General features: G+C 38.1%; 18 protein-coding genes. 9 read left to right on the top strand and 9 right to left on the bottom strand.

Translation table 11 applies throughout. The annotated features are described in order from the left end of the window. Positions 1-3 precede the first annotated feature (3 nt). The 4 genes from ACWM35_RS19345 to nadE form a co-directional block, all read right to left on the bottom strand. Positions 4-699: an amino acid ABC transporter permease gene (locus ACWM35_RS19345; protein WP_454820572.1), complete on the bottom strand. Its 696-nt coding sequence runs from the start codon at positions 697-699 to the stop codon at positions 4-6. Further along, on the bottom strand, positions 686-1,510 hold the full coding sequence (locus ACWM35_RS19340) for an amino acid ABC transporter substrate-binding protein (protein ID WP_454820502.1): 825 nt from the start codon (positions 1,508-1,510) through the stop codon (positions 686-688). The genes ACWM35_RS19345 and ACWM35_RS19340 overlap by 14 nt, the downstream gene beginning before the upstream one ends. A 162-nt stretch (positions 1,511-1,672) precedes the next feature. Continuing rightward, complete coding sequence (locus ACWM35_RS19335; protein ID WP_454820501.1) at positions 1,673-3,097, bottom strand: amino acid permease; 1,425 nt, start codon at positions 3,095-3,097, stop codon at positions 1,673-1,675. A 179-nt stretch (positions 3,098-3,276) separates the two neighbouring features. After that, positions 3,277-4,098 carry an ammonia-dependent NAD(+) synthetase gene (nadE, locus tag ACWM35_RS19330; RefSeq protein ID WP_454820499.1) on the bottom strand — a complete coding sequence of 274 codons (822 nt, stop codon included), beginning with the start codon at positions 4,096-4,098 and terminating at the stop codon, positions 3,277-3,279. 168 nt (positions 4,099-4,266) lie between these two features. On the opposite strand from nadE, the gene ACWM35_RS19325 reads away from it, so the two are divergent. Then, complete coding sequence (locus ACWM35_RS19325; protein ID WP_454820498.1) at positions 4,267-4,779, top strand: acyl-CoA thioesterase; 513 nt, start codon at positions 4,267-4,269, stop codon at positions 4,777-4,779. A 36-nt stretch (positions 4,780-4,815) separates the two neighbouring features. Here the strand turns inward: ACWM35_RS19325 and ACWM35_RS19320 are convergent, their stop codons facing one another. The 4 genes from ACWM35_RS19320 to ACWM35_RS19305 form a co-directional block, all read right to left on the bottom strand. Next, positions 4,816-5,817, bottom strand: a complete 1,002-nt coding sequence (locus ACWM35_RS19320; protein ID WP_454820497.1) for a DUF3231 family protein — start codon at positions 5,815-5,817, stop codon at positions 4,816-4,818. Positions 5,818-5,834: 17 nt separating this feature from the next. After that, positions 5,835-6,809, bottom strand: a complete 975-nt coding sequence (locus ACWM35_RS19315; RefSeq protein WP_454820496.1) for a cation diffusion facilitator family transporter — start codon at positions 6,807-6,809, stop codon at positions 5,835-5,837. A 168-nt stretch (positions 6,810-6,977) separates the two neighbouring features. Further along, on the bottom strand, positions 6,978-7,211 hold the full coding sequence (locus tag ACWM35_RS19310) for a hypothetical protein (protein ID WP_454820495.1): 234 nt from the start codon (positions 7,209-7,211) through the stop codon (positions 6,978-6,980). A gap of 82 nt (positions 7,212-7,293) precedes the next feature. Next, on the bottom strand, positions 7,294-8,301 hold the full coding sequence (locus ACWM35_RS19305; RefSeq protein ID WP_454820571.1) for an AI-2E family transporter: 1,008 nt from the start codon (positions 8,299-8,301) through the stop codon (positions 7,294-7,296). Between the two features lie 209 nt (positions 8,302-8,510). Between ACWM35_RS19305 and argR the strand changes: the two genes are divergently transcribed. The 8 genes from argR to ACWM35_RS19265 all read left to right on the top strand — a co-directional run bounded on the left by argR (position 8,511) and on the right by ACWM35_RS19265 (position 16,889). Further along, a complete protein-coding gene (gene argR, locus ACWM35_RS19300) occupies positions 8,511-8,966 on the top strand; it encodes an arginine repressor (RefSeq protein WP_454820494.1) in 456 nt (151 codons plus the stop codon). 38 nt (positions 8,967-9,004) lie between these two features. Continuing rightward, positions 9,005-9,688, top strand: a complete 684-nt coding sequence (locus ACWM35_RS19295; RefSeq protein ID WP_454820570.1) for a Crp/Fnr family transcriptional regulator — start codon at positions 9,005-9,007, stop codon at positions 9,686-9,688. Positions 9,689-9,990: 302 nt separating this feature from the next. Then, positions 9,991-11,271, top strand: a complete 1,281-nt coding sequence (arcA, locus tag ACWM35_RS19290) for an arginine deiminase (protein WP_454820493.1) — start codon at positions 9,991-9,993, stop codon at positions 11,269-11,271. Between the two features lie 31 nt (positions 11,272-11,302). After that, positions 11,303-12,313, top strand: coding sequence for an ornithine carbamoyltransferase (gene argF, locus ACWM35_RS19285; protein WP_454820492.1), 1,011 nt, complete (start codon positions 11,303-11,305; stop codon positions 12,311-12,313). Positions 12,314-12,388: 75 nt separating this feature from the next. After that, the gene (locus tag ACWM35_RS19280) at positions 12,389-13,741 is read left to right on the top strand and encodes a M20 family metallopeptidase (protein ID WP_454820491.1); all 1,353 of its coding nucleotides are present in this window, start codon (positions 12,389-12,391) and stop codon (positions 13,739-13,741) included. Positions 13,742-13,771: 30 nt separating this feature from the next. Then, the gene (locus ACWM35_RS19275) at positions 13,772-15,262 is read left to right on the top strand and encodes a YfcC family protein (RefSeq protein ID WP_454820490.1); all 1,491 of its coding nucleotides are present in this window, start codon (positions 13,772-13,774) and stop codon (positions 15,260-15,262) included. Between the two features lie 31 nt (positions 15,263-15,293). After that, complete coding sequence (gene arcC, locus ACWM35_RS19270; protein WP_454820489.1) at positions 15,294-16,256, top strand: carbamate kinase; 963 nt, start codon at positions 15,294-15,296, stop codon at positions 16,254-16,256. A 153-nt stretch (positions 16,257-16,409) separates the two neighbouring features. Further along, positions 16,410-16,889, top strand: a complete 480-nt coding sequence (locus tag ACWM35_RS19265; protein WP_454820488.1) for a hypothetical protein — start codon at positions 16,410-16,412, stop codon at positions 16,887-16,889. A 32-nt stretch (positions 16,890-16,921) separates the two neighbouring features. Here ACWM35_RS19265 and ACWM35_RS19260 read toward each other — a convergent pair whose 3' ends face one another. Next, on the bottom strand, positions 16,922-17,551 hold the full coding sequence (locus ACWM35_RS19260; RefSeq protein ID WP_454820487.1) for a nitroreductase family protein: 630 nt from the start codon (positions 17,549-17,551) through the stop codon (positions 16,922-16,924). Between the last annotated feature and the right edge of the window lie 126 nt (positions 17,552-17,677).

Here is a 17,677-nt window from a genome sequence, read left to right as displayed (position 1 = left end):
CTTTTAAACGTAACGATCCAGTTTCTTTTCCATCATCTGTTGTACGATAGAAAGGATAAAGCAAATGACCCAATAAATAAGGGCGGCTTCTGAGTACACTAACAAAAATTCATAATTGCTAGCAGCAATTTCCTGGGCTTTACGAAACATTTCGGTTACGAGCACAAGCGAAGCAAGGGAAGTATCTTTCACGAGACTAATAAATGAATTAGATAATGGCGGAATCGACACTCTGGCTGCCTGAGGAAGAATGATTCTTCTTAGTACTTGTGAATAACTCATGCCAATCGAATAACCCGCTTCCCACTGCCCTTTGGGTGTCGAAAGAATCGCTGCGCGAATAATTTCTGACGCATATGCACCGACACTAAGGGAAAATCCTATGACTGCCGCAATGTAAGAATCAATGATGATCCCAATCGTTGGAAGGCCATAAAAAATGATAAATAACTGTACTAAAAGCGGGGTTCCACGAATAGCTGAAACATAGACTCTCGCAATGTATTGAAGAATCTTCACATTCGATATTCGAGCCAGCGCAGTTAAAATCGCCAATATCAATCCTACGATAAAGGTAATAATGGTTAATGGAATCGTATAAAAAAGAGCCCCTTTCAGAAGGGGCAGAAAGGAACTTTGAGCAATGTCAATTAAACGTGCTGTTCTTTCCGGGTCAGCAAAAATACTATTTAAGTACATCTTCACCAAACCATTTCTCTGAGATTTTTGTGTATGTGCCGTCCTCAATCATTTCAGTTAAAGCCTTATTGACTTCTTTAACAAGGGTGTCGTTGTTTTTTCTAAACATAAAGCCGCTCACAGAGGCATCATCACTAGTTGCTACCACTTTTATTGGAGCATCTGGCTTTTGCTTCATAAAGTCTAAATACGAAATTCGATCATTAATTGTTACGTCTACCCGCTTAGAAGCAAGCAACTCTACGGATTGAGTAAAGCCTTCTACACCAACAAGATTCGCACCGAATTTTTTGGCCATGTCACCATAGTTACTTGTCAATGATTGGGCTGAGTTCAATCCTTTAATGTCCTCAAAGGATTTTACCTTATCATTGTCCTTGTGTGCAATCAATACAGCAGCAGAAGTGATGTAAGGATCTGAAAAATCATATTTTTCTTGACGATCCTCGCGAATCCCAACTTGGTTGGCAATCATATCAAAGCGCTTTGCATCAAGTCCTGCAAACATCGAATCCCACTGTGTTTCCTTAAATTCAGCTTCAACACCTAATCGCTTCGCTATTTCTTTCGCAATTTCTACATCAAATCCAGTAAGGTTTCCACTTTCATCATGGAAAGTAAAAGGAGCATATGTACCTTCTGTACCAATGAGAATTTTTCCGTCATCCTTAATTTTTGCTAATAGATCTTGCTTTTCAGCTGTCTTTTTCTCGTTATCTTTACTTTCATTTTTTGCATCATTATTTCCACAAGCTGATAGGACCAGCAATAAACTTAGTAATAATGGGAAAATAACTTTAAAATTTTTCATGAGATAAAATACCTCCAATTCCGATGGTTTTTCTATGACTTCCTTATCTTAAAGTATCCCTTGACTTCTGTCAAAAGAAAAGTTTAGTTCTAACCACTTTTATCTTGCCCGTTAATTATTTTTTACATGTAAAAAACCTATCAGGAAACCCTGATAGGTAAATTAAGCTACTTTCGATTTTGATTGCTGATTTTTCTCATGCATTTTCTTAAGAGGTCCATAAAAGAAGATTCCGCTGGTTAAGAGAACAACCCCGAGTAAGAATGTTTTAAGATCGGATGTACCTGAAATAATGACCCAAGTAGAATAAATCGTAGCCACCAAAGCAATTACTCCGTCAACCATTCTAGAACTTGAATTTAAATACGTTTCACCTTTAAAAACCAATTTCAATTGATAAACAGATGCAATAAAGTAAGGGACTAAATATGCTAATGTAGCGATGATGATAATAAAATCAAACGCACCTGAAATTGATTTTGATACTGTAGAGAAAATAAAAATTTGTGCGATACCATTTGTCAAAATGAGCGAGAACACTGGCAATCCTTTTTTATTTTCTTTTAAGAAGGCGGGAAGGAACATCCCTTGCTTAGCAGCTTGATAAGGGATTTCTGCACTTAACATTACCCAGCCAAGTGTTGAACCAAATAAACTTACTAACCCTATACCCGCTAATACTTTTCCACCAATTGGACCTAATACCGTTTCAATCGCATCAATTAATGGCTTATCTGAATGGATAAGGGTATCTTGATCCAACATTCCCATGACTAGGGTACTAATTCCAATATAAATGGCAAGAGCAATGCCAAGGCCAACAATAGTTGCCCGTTTCACATCAATTTGTCTACGGGCTCGTGAGGCAAATACCACCGCTGATTCCAATCCACAGAACGCCCACAATGTTACTAAAGCTGCGTTGTTAACCTGTGACAACAAACCAAATGACTCTCCAGCATCACTTAATCTCGTATCGACCATTGGCATCATGTTCGATTTTTCAAAGACAAAAAGGCCGACTACGATAAATAGGAAGAAGCCTATAACCTTCGCTGCTGTTGCAGCAAAGTTCAATTTTCCTGCACCCTCTAATCCTCGGAGAATAATAAAATGTGTTCCCCACAGAAGAATGGAACATACGATAAACGTTAGACCATTACCTACCTTTAACGTAAAACCGCCAATCGTAAACCAATCTGCTTCACTCGTTAAAACAGGGAAGAAGGTGGATAGATATCCTGCAAACGTGGTAATAATCGCCACATTCCCAGCAAGGTTTCCAATCCAATAACCCCATGAAGCCATAAATCCTGATAAGACTGAGGCTTGAGAGTTTGCTTTAAACAATTCTTTTGCATAAATTTGCGGACCACCTGTTAAATTCGGCTTTCGAATTGCCAAGTTTCCAAATACAAGGGCAATCATCATGACACCTAAACCGGTCAAAAGCCATGCGAGTAACACCCCTGCAGGACTTGCTGCTTCTGATAATGAACGTGGAAGCATAAAAATACCTGAACCCACCATATTTCCAACGACAAGAGCCGTTAACACCCAAAAACCTAATTTATTTGAATTTCCCACTCGAGTTTCCCCTTTCAGACTGACTAAGTTATGTTTTTTAAGGGATGGATATTTATTAAAATAACGTAATAAGAATACGTTGTCCTAATAAATTCGTCAATGGAAAATATTATCCTGATATGGTATTAAAAAATAGTGAACCGGTGAGATGGGAATATTCGTTAATCTTGCTTTTATCTTTATTTCCACCAATCATCAAACATCGATGCAGGTACCTGCCGTTTATGTTCTGTTATGCGATAGCGCTGTTCAATTTTTTCCGCAATTTCCTGAGTTACCGGTTTTCCTTCTAAGTAATCATCGATATCATCATAAGTGATCCCTAATTCTGTTTCGTCGGCTTGCCCAGGCTTTTGATCGAGCAAATCAGCAGTCGGAATTTTTAAGTAAAGTCGTTCATCAGCACCTAGTTCTTTTAATAGCGCCTTCCCCTGTCGTTTGGTTAAACCAGTTAATGGAAGGACATCCGCTCCGCCATCACCATATTTTGTGAAAAAGCCAGTCACCGCTTCAGCTGCATGATCCGTACCAATAACTAACAATCCTTCCATACCGCCAAAGGCATATTGGGCAATCATTCTCACCCTTGCTTTAACATTTCCTTTTTGGAAATCACTTAACGGAGACGTTTTGGTTATTAAGTTATATTCCTTTTGAATCTGATCAACAGCATCTTGAATATTGAATGCATATTCTTGATCAGCTTTAATAAAATCTAAAGCTCGCTGGGCATCTTCTTCATCCTGCTGTACTCCGTAAGGGAGACGGACAGCTATAAATAAACTCTCTTTTCCTTCTGAACGAAGCTCTTCAACTGCTAGCTGCGCAAGACGGCCCGCAAGAGTGGAATCCTGTCCGCCGCTAATTCCTAATACAAAACCTTTAGCTCTGCTTTTTACTAAATAACTTTTTAAAAAGTCAATCCTTAACCGAATCTCTTCCTTAGGATTAATTTCAGATTTAACATTCAATGCTTGGCTAATTTCTGATTGATTCGTCACCGATATTCCCCCTTGATCTATCTACTCTTAACACTAATGTATCATAATGACTTAGCATTCGCTTTAAAATTACCTGCTATACTTTCCTGAATTCAAGGAGATATTTTGATTTGTCATTGTACTTCTGCTAAATTAAGTGGATAGGAAAGCGAAAAATGGAGGGTGCACATGGAATCCAAAACTTGCAATCAATCAAGAGTTGTTAGAACAAGCAGGATTTTCCCGAATGATGTAAATAACCACAATACATTATTCGGTGGAAAATTAATGAGTGATATGGACATGCTTGCGTCCATTTCAGCAACAAGACATTCAAGAAAGGAGTGCGTTACCGCCTCAACTGATTCTGTTGATTTCCTTAGTCCAATTACCCCGCAGGATTCTGTTTGTTACGAGTCTTTTGTTACCTGGACTGGAAACACTTCGTTAGAGGTTTTTGTTAAGATTATTGCGGAAAATTTAATTAGCGGTGAAAGGAAAATAGCTGCTACGGCCTTTTTTACCTTTGTTGCCCTAGACGAAAACGGGAAGCCGGCAAAAGTACCCGGCATTATTCCTGAAACGGAGGAAGAAAAGAAGCTGTTTGAAACCGGAAAAGAACGCGCAGAAAAGCGAAAAATTCATCGAAAAAGCAGTAAAGAACTTGCAAGTTACTTCACTACGAGTAAACCATGGGAATGAAGAAGCTCGCCAATCGAATGGCGAGCTTCTTTTTTTTCATTTCATGTTTTCAAGCTCTTTCCGATTAGGTGCCATAGGCGGCTGTTGAAGCCAGCCTCGATCCACCAACAAATTGAAGCCTTTACCTGCATAAACTAAAATTTCTGTAATGAATTTTTGATAAAATGTCACTAAATCCGTTCTCATAGATACCGACATGGCATGTCCAAGCAACGAGATATCTATCTGATTCAATAAATGAAACAGGGTGACAACCAGTTTATTGGAAAAAGGAGATACTGTTGAATCCGTCACTTCCATCGCTGTTGAAACGTTCCCTAATAGTTGCTCTTTTAATAAAATTTCATTAAATACTCTTATTTGCTTTTCCGATATTTCTTTCCCTTCTTTTATAAACTCTTTTATTTCCATATCATCCATCACTTGGAGCAATCCAGTACATAACAAAATGGAGAAATAATTTCGTTCGGTATTAAAAAAAATTTCTGTAATTTCAAGAGAGTTTAAAGGTCTTTTACTCATAAACCCACTGATATAAGACTTCTTTTCAATATACTCCACTTTTTTTGGATAGGGAATCATTGGCGGCCGGTCATAAATTCCTTTTGATAACATAAGGGTTGTAGCGGATTGATATAAAGCCGTCGATTGATTCACCATCGAAACAAAAAGCGCCAGCACGTCCTTCCTTGCAACATTCAAAGTAATGAAGGAAGTGTTGATCATCCCAAGTCGGCTCATCGAGTATACAAAGCTAAGTCCAAACATATCGTAAAATAATGGAGGAGCAGAATAATTAATATCTTGATCAGTAAAAACATCTGGTAATGGAATTCCTTCTGATTGAAAAATATTAGAAATCTGTTGAAAATGACTTTCAGAAATCTCAAGAGCCTTTTCTAACAAGGGTTTGATTTCCTCATCCTGATTATGATATAGAAAGTATTTTAATAAACAAATGGTCATACTCTCTTGGATAAAAGTCCCCCACAAGCCGCCAATTTCCGCGCTTGATAGCCTTATACTACGTACAACCATAATGGATCCTCCCAACTTTATCTAACTCTTGATGATTTTTCATGATCCCAAGACATAATCTCATCCTCTTCATCAAACTCAATCGTGACATCCACGACTCCTTTTTCCGCCATAATTTTTTCCTGTAAACGATCCTTAATATCGTCTGCTGCAGCAATCGTTAATTTAGGATCAATTTCAATTTCTAGTTCAACATGCAAATCTTCGCCTTCCTTTACTACCGTAATATCCTGAATATCCTTCACATCAGGATCCTGCATGACCAATAGGCCAATCTTTTCTTCCATTTCTTCATCTGCTCGGCCAAGTACACCAGCAGCATTATCCAAAAACACTCTGCCCACGACAAAGAACATCATTAAACCGATAAGGATCGACGCTGCCCCCTCAATCCAATGGATATGAAAGAAATGGGATATTACAACAGCAATAATCGCCAGGAGCCCACCACTTGTTGCCACTAAATCTTCTAGGAAAACCAGCTTTGTCGCCGGCTTTGCTCTACCTAAATGAGCAAAACTCTGATAAAAAACACTTAAACCGCCTGCCTCTATTCCCACTTCATGCATAACTTCCTTCATCGCTTTGTAAAGAACATAAATTTCTAGAATTAAGGCAAAAGCGAGCACACCTACATTAATTAAAAATCCTTCTGACTCAGCAGGATGAAGTAGGTGGTGATACCCTTCCTGAATCGTTTCAAACGCCATAATACCAACAATTAATACTGCTCCCAACAGCACTAGGTTTACCAATCTCCCAAATCCATTCGGAAAGCGATCGGTAGGAGACTTTTTACTTAAAGCTGATCCAATGAACACAAATAACTGGTTAGCAGCATCTCCTAGACTATGCATCGTTTCCGCAAACATAGCAACATTACCTGTAAATGTGTAAGCAACTCCTTTGGCAATCGATATTATCGTATTGACAATCGCTGCGATTAACGCAGATTTATTTCCTTTTTTTAATAACTGAAATAATTCTCCCATCAGATACCTTCTTCCATTTTGCAATTTAGCTATCCTTACTATTTTCTAAATCAGCGCTATTCATGAAATTCAATTTAGGGATATTCAAACTTTCCAAATAAGGAAAAATCCACTAAAAAATGAAAACATTTGCCATATGTTAATGAAAAAACCCCCAAAGTGGGGGTTTTAGATGTTTTTTAACACCAAATATAAGCGATTATTTCTCGCAGTTTTTTCTTCTTCTGTTGCTAAATCATATTTCTTTAGAAGATGAAATACTTCATTTAATAAATCCTGTGTATGCTCTTTGGCAAAGAATTGTTCAAATAATGGCTTTAATTCAACTGGCAGGTACTCAGCCTGAGACTCAAATTTATTTTTTACATCCTCATGTGAATGATCTAATTTACATTCGCTCAAAAAAAATCCCCTCCCACTCTATTTTTTTAAGCATAACAGACGGAAATACAAAAAAACAAACCCATCCTTAGGATGGGCTGTATTATACTTTCTTAGTTTCTGTTACTTCTAAAACATCTAAAATAAATACAAATACTGGGATCCCTATAATCAGCCCCCATACTCCAAAGAAGTGTTCGGAGAATATTAGTACAATAAATGTGTAGAAAACTGGTAAATTGGTTTTCGATGACATAAGTTTTGGATTTAAGATATAAGCTTCAATCGCATGAATAATCATAATCGCAATGAAGACATAGAGAACCTGAATAATACCGCCGATACTATACCCAATAATAACGAGTGGAATGAGCGAGATAATAACTCCCGCTACAGGAATAAGACCTAAGAAAAGAATCATAATCGAAAGTCCCACTAATTGCGGGAATCCCATAATCCATAAGGAAATGGTCGTTAGTATACAATTTACAATTGCAATAATAATCTGCGCTTCAATTACCTTACCGAATGTTCCGACAAATTTACTAGCAAAAAACTCAATCTCAGCATGGATATTTGCGACTTTACTCGTTTTGAATTTCTTTGTAAATTCAATCAGGCGTGGCTTTTCCAATAAGAAAAATAGGCTTAACAAAAGAGCTAACAAAATCTGTAAGGTGAATGTACTAATATCTGTAAAATACGTAATTAAAAAAGTAAATCCTCTTTCCAAATAACTTGAAATCTGGATTTCCTCGAGCCTGCTGACAATATAATTCAAGATCATATTATCATGTTTAGATGTATAAAAAACCGTTAACTGCCGGATTAATTGCTTGATTTCTCCGATAATCATCGGTAAATACTTAACAATCCCGTAAGATAGTAAACCAACAATACTGCTATAGGAGATGATGACCAGTAATCTCCGATTAAGCGGAACTTTTTTCGATAAGAACCCTACCAATCGGTCCATTAGAAAGGTAAAAATAAATGTAAAGAGGATTAAATTAATCATGTCCTTCATTAAATATAAAACAATAGATACAAATACAAAGATTAAAATCCTTTTAAAACCACTGTGTTGTAATAGTTTATTTATCATCTTTATCTATCAAACCCCATCATCTGTCCTATGAATTCTATTTCACATGTTTATTATAACAAATTACTATCTGTTTGTTACTTTTAAGCGTGAATAATCACTGAACTTTTCATAATTTTTCTAAAAAGAATTTGTTCATCGTTTGTTCATTTCAATTGTGAAGAATTGGCAATATGATGTAAATATAGAAACTTTTTAGAAAGTGAGTTAGGTTGATGAATAAAGAGATGAGATTAAAGTTAATTTCACAGCTTATCTCTGAACATGAGATAAAAACGCAAGAGGAGTTAGGACAATTACTTCTGGACGGTGGTTTACGCGTAACTCAAGCAACCATTTCTAGAGATATTCGAGAACTAAAGCTGATAAAAATCCCTTCAAAGGATGGCAGTCTCAAATATAGCTTCAAAATCGACAATGATTACTTAATCGTGGAGAAGCTTCAGCACAAATGTAGGGATGCGCTTTTAAGTATCGAGGTCATTAACTACTTTGTAATTATTAAAACGTTACCCGGTCATGCCCATGCTTTTGGAGCGCTTTTGGATTCCATTCATCTGGAAGGAAAAGCAGGAACCATTTGTGGAAATGATACTTGCCTAATAATTTGCCGCTCCCCTAAAGAATCAAGCACGATTAAAGAACAAATTGAAAAGTATCAAAATACATGATTCACATGAAAAGGAGAGATTGCATGCTTAACTCCCCTGTGATAAAAATGGATGTTTTATCAGATCTATCCCAATTCGAAATTTTATCCTGTTTAACTGTAAAAAAACTGCAAACATATCTTCCCTATTTTTATTTTAGAAGCTATAAGAAACACCAGCTCCTTTATATGGAAGGAGACCCACGTGATAAAATCTTCTTTTTACTTGATGGCTATGTGATGTATGAACGGGGGAGCGAAGAAGGAAGCATGCTTTATTTAGACATTATCAAGAGAAATCAAATGTTTCCCTATGGCGGAATATTTGAAGATAAAGTATATCAGGACACGGCAACCGCGGTAACAGATGTATATCTTTACTTCATTCAAACCCATGTCCTTGAGGAGTTGCTTAAGGCTAATCCTAAACAATTAATGCTCATCATCTCCAAACTCTCTGATATCCTCAAGTTGCATCAGAAACGGGTTCAAAAAATCTTAATTCCAAATGCCCAAGAACGGGTTATACATTCACTTCAATTTTTAATGGAGGATCTTGGCGAACGGGATGGAGATGAAATCATCATACCCTGCCCGCTCACAGCTAGTAACATTGCTAAAATTTCTGGAACCACCAGAGAAACCGTGAGTCTATTAATGAATCAATTAAAAAGGGATAAGATTATCTCCGTTAAGTCGAAAAAAATTCGAATCCATCAACCTAATTACCTAAAAGATATATAAAGATGAATAAGATGCTGGCGCAATGACGTCGGCCTCTTTTTTGTTATTTCCCTCTTCAATTTTCTGAATTTTACTATTTTATCCGTGAACACTTTTTGACATCCATTGATTATACAGGTTTTTACCTTAGTAAGTGTTTATACGCACAGTGAATTACATAATTATGCACCATGATTTATGCGTTTGACAAAAAAATGTAATGATTTTAACAATTCGTTTGTTATGTACCTTACAATTTAAAGCGCTTACATCCCCTAGAATAAAGGTGTAGCAAGGATAGTTGATTAAAGGAGGAAGAAAAGATGGGCAGTATAGCAGATATAACTTCTCAGAAGGATATCCAGAAACAATTAAAGCACCCGATCCATGTTACGTCAGAAATCGGTACTTTAAGAACAGTATTACTTAAGCGTCCTGGAAAAGAAGTCGAAAATCTAACACCTGAATATCTACAAAGACTCTTATTCGATGATATTCCTTATTTACCAATCATTCAAAGAGAACATGATTATTTTGCCGAGACACTAAAAAATAGAGGCATAGAAGTCCTATACCTCGAAAAGCTTGTCGTGGAAACATTGAGCAAGCCAGAACTAAAAAACCAATTTGTTGATGATATTTTAAGAGAAAGTAAGGCCAATGTCAACGGTGCGGCAAAGGTATTAAAAGAATATTTACTCTCATTCTCCACAGCTGATATGGTTGCCAAAGTGATGAGCGGTATCCTTAAAAATGAAATCGAAGCAAGCAAGAAAAATCATTTATATGAATTAATGGAGGATCACTATCCATTCTATTTAGACCCGATGCCGAATCTATATTTTACCCGGGATCCTGCAGCAAGTATCGGAAATGGATTAACGATTAATAGAATGCGAGAACCAGCACGCCGTCGAGAATCTCTATTCATGCAATACATCATTAAGCATCATCCAAGATTTGCTAGTCACGATGTTCCAGTATGGTTAGACCGTGATTTTGGATTCTCCATTGAGGGAGGCGATGAACTAGTCCTCAATGAGGAAGTCGTTGCCATTGGTGTTTCTGCCCGAACTTCTGCGCGAGCGATAGAAAAGTTAGCACTTAACTTATTTAAGAAGCAAGATAAGGTTAAGAAAGTTGTGGCAGTAGAAATTCCAAAATGCCGTGCATTTATGCATCTAGATACAGTATTTACAATGGTAGATTACGATAAATTTACGATTCACCCCGAAATCCAAGGACCTCAAGGCAATATGAACGTTTATATCCTTGAAAAAGGGGTTGATGATGAACATGTAAAAATCACCCATCGCACCAACCTGCAGCAAACATTAAAAGAAGTACTAAATCTTAATGACCTTGTCTTAATCCCATGTGGTGGTGGAGATGAGATTGCCGCTTCTCGTGAACAGTGGAATGACGGTTCTAATACTTTAGCAATTGCACCAGGAGTAGTCGTTACCTATGACCGGAACTATATTTCCAACGACTTATTACGTCAGTACGGAATTGAAGTCCTTGAAATCGCCAGCTCAGAATTATCACGGGGTCGTGGGGGCCCACGCTGTATGAGCATGCCAATCATTCGTGAAGATATATAACTACTAATTCCCAATAAAGGAGAAGATACTCATGTTAACGATTACACCTACATTTCATGGAAAAAGCTTTTTGGCAGAAAAGGATTTTTCAAAGGAAGAATTCGTCTACCTTATCGATCTAGCAATGAAGTTAAAGGATGAAAAAAAGCACGGAATTCCTCATCGTTACCTAGAAGGAAAAAATATCGCTTTATTATTTGAGAAGCCATCCACTCGTACCCGTTGTGCCTTTACCGTTGCTTGTGTTGATTTAGGGGCACATCCTGAATACTTGGGTAAAGATGACATCCAGCTTGGTAAAAAGGAATCGATTGAGGATACCGCTAAAGTTTTAGGACGGATGTTTGACGGAATTGAATTCCGCGGCTTTGAACATAAAAAGGTAGAAATGCTGGCAGAGCATTCAGGTGTACCTGTATGGAATGGTTTAACAGATATGTGGCATCCTACTCAAACACTTGCTGACTTCTTAACCGTGAAAGAAAACTTTGGGCGTTTAGAAGGAATCAAATTTGTCTATGTTGGTGATGGACGAAACAATGTTGCTAACAGCCTGCTCATTGGCGGTGCTCTTGTCGGAATGGATATACGAATTTGCACACCTGAATCCCTGTTCCCTGCAACTGAAATCGTTGAACTAGCACATGAATTAGCAAAGCAATCTGGAGGTCGTGTAACGATTACAAGCAATGTTGATGAAGGAGTTGCTGGAGCAGATGTCATCTATACAGATGTCTGGGTTTCCATGGGTGAAGAAGACAAATTTGCTGAAAGGATCGCACTTCTATCTCCTTATCAGGTTAATGCCGAAATGATTGAAAAAACCGAGAATAGCAACATGATTTTCCTTCACTGCCTCCCTGCTTTCCATGACCTTGAAACAAGCTATGGCAGAGATATTCATGTTAAGCACGGACTTCCTGAAATGGAAGTAACCGATGAAGTGTTCCGCAGCAAGCATTCCAAAGTATTTGACCAAGCAGAAAATAGAATGCACACCATCAAAGCCGTCATGGCCGCTACATTAGGAAATCTAGAATAACAAGAACCAAAGGAGATGCGGGGTCCCTTCTCCCATCTCCTTTCTTATTATTAAAATATTGAATGGAGGGGTCGCATGGAAAAATTCACTCACTTAGAGACAGAATTGCGAAAAATCGAACCAGACTTTCATCAAGCTCTTACTCAACTCGTGGGAATCCCTAGCGTCATCGCCGAGCATGTGGACGAATACCCATTTGGAGAAAATATCGATTTAGCACTAAAGAAATCTCTTAAGATTTGCCAGGAGCTTGGTTTCAGGACGTACTATGACCCAAAAGGATATTACGGTTATGCTGAAATTGGCAGTGGTGAAGAAATGATTGGTGTCCTTGGTCATATTGACGTTGTGCCACCTGGAAAGATTGAAGATTGGGCTACCCCGCCCTTCCAAGCAACGATTACCGATGGAAAAATGTTCGGACGAGGAACACAGGATGATAAAGGGCCAACTCTTGCCGCCTTGTTTGCAGTAAAAGCATTAATGAACCTCGGAATAAATTTTAATAAGCGATTTCGTTTTATCTTTGGTACCGATGAAGAAACACTTTGGCGTTGTATGCAACGTTATGTGGAAATTGAAGAAATCCCAAGTATGGGTTTTACACCAGACTCTGCCTTCCCACTTGTTTATGCAGAAAAAGGCTTACTTCAACTCCTGTTAGAAGGAAAAAATGAAACAGGTTTAAGAATCATCGCAGGGAATGCCTTTAATGCCGTACCTGACCATGCACATTATGATGGTGAAAAGAGACTGGAATTAATGAGTGCTTTGGATGAGTTAGGCTTTGCCTATGAAACAAACAATAAAAAGGTCATCGTATTAGGAAAATCTGTACACGCTCAAGTCGCGGAAAAAGGAATCAATGCCATTAACCGTTTATTCATTGCGTTGAAAAAAATTGGCTATACCTCCAAAACGATAGAGTTCATCCATGATTTTGTCAAAGAGGATCCATACGCCTTAAAAATATTTGGTGAGTGTGAAGATGAAGCTTCAGGGAAACTGAAATTTAATATAGGAAAAATAGAACTAAATGACGAGTTCGAAAGATTATCAATCGACATTCGAATCCCTGTAACTGCAAATAAAGATGAAATTGTAAACTCCCTAGCAAAAGTTGCTGAAGAATACGGATTAGAGTATAAGGAGTTTGATTATTTAAAATCTATCTATCTGCCTAAAGATCATTTCTTAATTGAAACTTTGATGAATGTCTATCAAGAAGTAACAGATGATACCGTTTCTGAACCAATTTCATCAGGAGGCGCTACCTATGCAAGAGCAATGGAGAATTGTGTAGCCTTTGGTGCTATCTTCCCAAATCAAACGAAAACAGAACATCAACCTAATGAACATATCGAATTAGAAAAAATTTTTACAGCAATGGTTATTTATGCAAAGGCAATATACCGCTTAACCCGATAGATTTGTCATTCATTTAATGGGGGAATCAATATGAAAAAGCTTAAAATGCCTACCGCTTATACGCTATTATTTTTGATTATTGTCGTTATTGCAGCATTAACCTGGATTATCCCAGGTGGGCACTACGATACAAAAGTTGACAAAGCAACTGATCAGGAAATTCCTGTTTCAGGAACCTATCAGCAGTTACCGAGTGATGAACAAACACCTCAAGGTTTATGGGAAATATTAAATGCACCAATAAATGGTTTCTTTGATGCAAAAGACATCGCTCTCTTCGTTCTAGTTATCGGTGGTTTCCTTGGTGTTGTTATGAAAACTGGAGCAATTGATGCCGGGGTTTCTCGAGTGATAAAAAAATTAAAAGGGCGTGAACAGTGGCTGATCCCGATTTTAATGGTCCTGTTTGCCCTCGGCGGAACTACGTACGGAATGGCTGAAGAAACGATTGCTTTCTATCCGATCCTTATTCCAGTTTTGATTGCAGCAGGATACGACGCCTTAACTGCGGTTTCGATTATTGCTCTTGGTGCTGGTGTCGGAGTATTAGGATCCACAGTGAACCCATTCGCAACTGGTATTGCTTCAGGATTTGCCGGAATTTCAATTGGCGAAGGTATGGGGCTTCGTTTAATCATCTTAGCTGTAACATTAATTATTACAATTTGGTTTGTTATGCGCTATGCGAAAAAGGTAAAAGCTGACCCAGGTAAATCATTGATTGCTTCGATGAAAGAAGAGAATGAAAAGCACTTCCTATCTCAAAAAGCTGAAGACATGGAATTTACTGGACGCCACAAAGCTGTTCTAAGTGTTTTCGGAATTACCTTTGTCATAATGATTTTAGGCGTTATTCCATGGGCTTATAAATTTAATATTACTATTTTTGAAGATTTAGTGAACGGTTTAGGGAAAATACCATTTATCGGTAGTTTGCTAGGTGGCATGATTCCATTAGGAGACTGGTGGTTCGGTGAATTAACCATGTTATTCTTAACCTCCTCGATCATCATCGCCTTTATTTTTAGAATGGGCGAAGAAAATTTCACTAGCACCTTTATTAATGGGGCAAGAGACTTGTTAGGGGTTGCGATTATCATTGGAATTTCCCGCGGTATTACCGTTGTAATGGATGCCGGTGGAATGACAGCAACCGTTCTCCATTGGGGCGAAGGTATGTTGGATAATATGGGCTCCGTCCTATTTACAAACTTGTCTTACTTATTCTTCCTGCCATTATCCTTCTTAGTCCCTTCTACTTCAGGACTGGCGACGCTATCGATGCCAATCATGGCACCGTTAGCTGATTTTGCCGGTGTTGGCAGAGATATTATGATTACGGCTTACCAAAGTGCATCAGGGGTTATCAACCTAGTCACGCCAACAAGTGCGGTTATTATGGGGGCTCTAGCGATTGCTCGTATTCCATATAGCACTTATCTCAAGCACGTTTGGAAGTTAGTTCTGGCACTATCACTGATCGTCATGGTCATTATGAGTATAGCAACCATTATGAGTTAAAATAACACTACAAGATAAAGAGGCGAAAACCATGAAAAGAAAAAAAGTTGTGATTGCTTTAGGCGGCAATGCCATTCAATCAGGAGATGCTTCAGCAAAGGCTCAACAATTAGCGCTTGAAAAAACGGCAAGACAGCTGGTTGATTTTATTGATAAAGGCATTGATATCATTATTTCTCACGGAAATGGTCCTCAAGTAGGAAACATCCTTCTCCAGCAGGCTTCTGCGGATTCGACTAAAAACCCAGCGATGCCGCTCGACACTTGTGGTTCGATGAGTCAGGGCATGATTGGCTACTGGATGCAAAATGCAATGGATAAGGTTTTGAAAGAACGCGGGATTAACAAAGATGTTGTAACGGTTGTGACTCGTGTAGTCGTTGATCCAGATGACCCTGCTTTCCTTCAGCCAACAAAGCCTATCGGGCCTTTTTACAGTGAAGAAGAAGCACGTCATATAATGGAGGAAACAGGTTTCAGCTTCAAAGAGGATGCTGGCCGTGGTTGGAGACGGGTTGTTCCATCACCAAAGCCGGTCAGCATTAAAGAGCATTCAGTGATCAATTCCCTTGTGGAGCAGGGAAATATCGTTATCTCCGTTGGCGGCGGCGGGATTCCTGTCGTTGAAACAGAGAACGGCTTAGTTGGAATCGAAGCGGTAATCGATAAAGATTTTGCTTCGCAAAAGCTTGCTGAACTCGTCGATGCGGACGCCTTAATCATTCTTACTGCGGTCGATAATGTTTACATCGACTTTAATAAACCTTCGCAAAAAAGGTTGGAGGATGTCAGTATAAGAGAATTAGAGGAATATATAGAGGCTGGACATTTTGCTGCTGGAAGTATGCTCCCGAAGGTCGAAGCAGCGATGAATTTCGCCAAAACCAGTCCACATCGAAAAACCATCATTACCTCATTAGAACAAGCTGCGAACGCCATCGACGGAAAAGCAGGAACCATTGTTTCCTTACATGGTGCCGAAGTACTAGTATAACGAAGAAAGAAGACTTACTCTTAGTAAGTCTTTTTTTCTTTACAGTTCAGTTCATTGATTCGTCAAAATTAGTCTTCGAATTACATTGACAATGATTCTCATTCTCTTTAAAATAATGATAAAGACACCGAAAAGCGAAGGGGGATTTTCAACATGTTTAACATGCTATTTGGGTTAAAAGATATTCACACGGTTATTACGAATCAACGTAAAATTGGCGGAGCTGCAGAAGCAGATTCCATCCGTCTTTCTACTGGTGAAACGTATCATAACCCTGTGTTTACCAATGTTGATATCTCCAAAGGACAATATGTATCTGTCGGCTTTGTCGATGGTGAAGGGCAAAATATTATCGCCCATGTCGATCAAATTGCCGTGATTAAAAGCTTACAGCATAAATTAATCTGTCAGCTAAACAACACCTATATTAAACAAATGATGGTTCGAGATACACTGCAATATTTAGAAAAGCTCTGTGAAGTCAATGCAGGATTCGTTACACAGACCTTTAAAAAGGAAGCATTGAAAATCGTTCAAGATATTAGTGTGAACGAACTAAAAAATCATAATATTACCCTCCCCTTCCCTATGGAAGAAAAAGTTATTCCTATGAACAATCAGTTATTTGCTTAAATAAAAAATGAACCCACTGTGGGGTTCATTTTTTATTTATACTCAATGATTACATCTTCTATTGGTAAACGAGTCGTTTGGAATGCAGGGGCTGCAGCTTTACCTAAAGAGATTAACACAATTGGAAAATAGCGATCATCTACATTATACTTTTCCGCGAATAGTTGCTTGTTAAATCCGCCCATGGTAACAGTGTCATAACCACGGTCTTTAGCAATCAACATCAATTGCATTGATACAAGACCCGCATCAAAAGCAGCAATATTTTTTCTTGCTTCGTCCGGTGCCTGTGGATAGGAGTTATTTGTGCTGGTGATCAAGCGATTCATATTGGCTTCATCCATATAACCTGCTTCTACTGCACTTCGATATACTTTCTCAACACTTTTATACATTTCCTTATCGCCTAAAACGGCAATCACAGCCGACGCTGTTTCGACTTGTTCTTGGTTGTTTGCAATGGCTCTTAGTTCTTTTTTCGTTTCTGCATCTTGAATAACAATAAAGCGCCATGCTTGGAGATTGCTTGATGAAGGAGCAAGTGTTGCCTCCTTAAGCATTTCTTCGATTTCTTCTTTTGAAATTTTAAAGTTTGGATCATATTTTCTAACGGAATGACGTTCTTTAATTACATCAGATAGGCTTTTTAAAACAGTTGTCATGAGAGTATCTCCTCTTTTTTCATAATTTCACTTACTTTTAGTAAGTGTATTTACAGCTTACTAAAAGTAAGTAAATTCGTCAAGTTAAAATGTTTATGATAAAATTGAAGTATGAAAAAGGAAATC

Source organism: Neobacillus sp. K501, assembly GCF_053749995.1.
This window is presented reverse-complemented; position numbering and strand designations above follow the sequence as displayed.

What these genes read in the sequence shown, in the direction of transcription:
- ACWM35_RS19345 (WP_454820572.1), bottom strand. Translation starts at nt 699, where the DNA reads ATGTACTTAAATAGTATTTTTGCTGACCCGGAAAGAACAGCACGTTTA.
- ACWM35_RS19340 (WP_454820502.1), bottom strand. Translation starts at nt 1,510, where the DNA reads ATGAAAAATTTTAAAGTTATTTTCCCATTATTACTAAGTTTATTGCTG.
- ACWM35_RS19325 (WP_454820498.1), top strand. Translation starts at nt 4,267, where the DNA reads ATGGAATCCAAAACTTGCAATCAATCAAGAGTTGTTAGAACAAGCAGG.
- ACWM35_RS19320 (WP_454820497.1), bottom strand. Translation starts at nt 5,817, where the DNA reads ATGGTTGTACGTAGTATAAGGCTATCAAGCGCGGAAATTGGCGGCTTG.
- ACWM35_RS19315 (WP_454820496.1), bottom strand. Translation starts at nt 6,809, where the DNA reads ATGGGAGAATTATTTCAGTTATTAAAAAAAGGAAATAAATCTGCGTTA.
- argR (WP_454820494.1), top strand. Translation starts at nt 8,511, where the DNA reads ATGAATAAAGAGATGAGATTAAAGTTAATTTCACAGCTTATCTCTGAA.
- arcA (WP_454820493.1), top strand. Translation starts at nt 9,991, where the DNA reads ATGGGCAGTATAGCAGATATAACTTCTCAGAAGGATATCCAGAAACAA.
- argF (WP_454820492.1), top strand. Translation starts at nt 11,303, where the DNA reads ATGTTAACGATTACACCTACATTTCATGGAAAAAGCTTTTTGGCAGAA.
- ACWM35_RS19280 (WP_454820491.1), top strand. Translation starts at nt 12,389, where the DNA reads ATGGAAAAATTCACTCACTTAGAGACAGAATTGCGAAAAATCGAACCA.
- ACWM35_RS19275 (WP_454820490.1), top strand. Translation starts at nt 13,772, where the DNA reads ATGAAAAAGCTTAAAATGCCTACCGCTTATACGCTATTATTTTTGATT.
- arcC (WP_454820489.1), top strand. Translation starts at nt 15,294, where the DNA reads ATGAAAAGAAAAAAAGTTGTGATTGCTTTAGGCGGCAATGCCATTCAA.
- ACWM35_RS19265 (WP_454820488.1), top strand. Translation starts at nt 16,410, where the DNA reads ATGTTTAACATGCTATTTGGGTTAAAAGATATTCACACGGTTATTACG.
- ACWM35_RS19260 (WP_454820487.1), bottom strand. Translation starts at nt 17,551, where the DNA reads ATGACAACTGTTTTAAAAAGCCTATCTGATGTAATTAAAGAACGTCAT.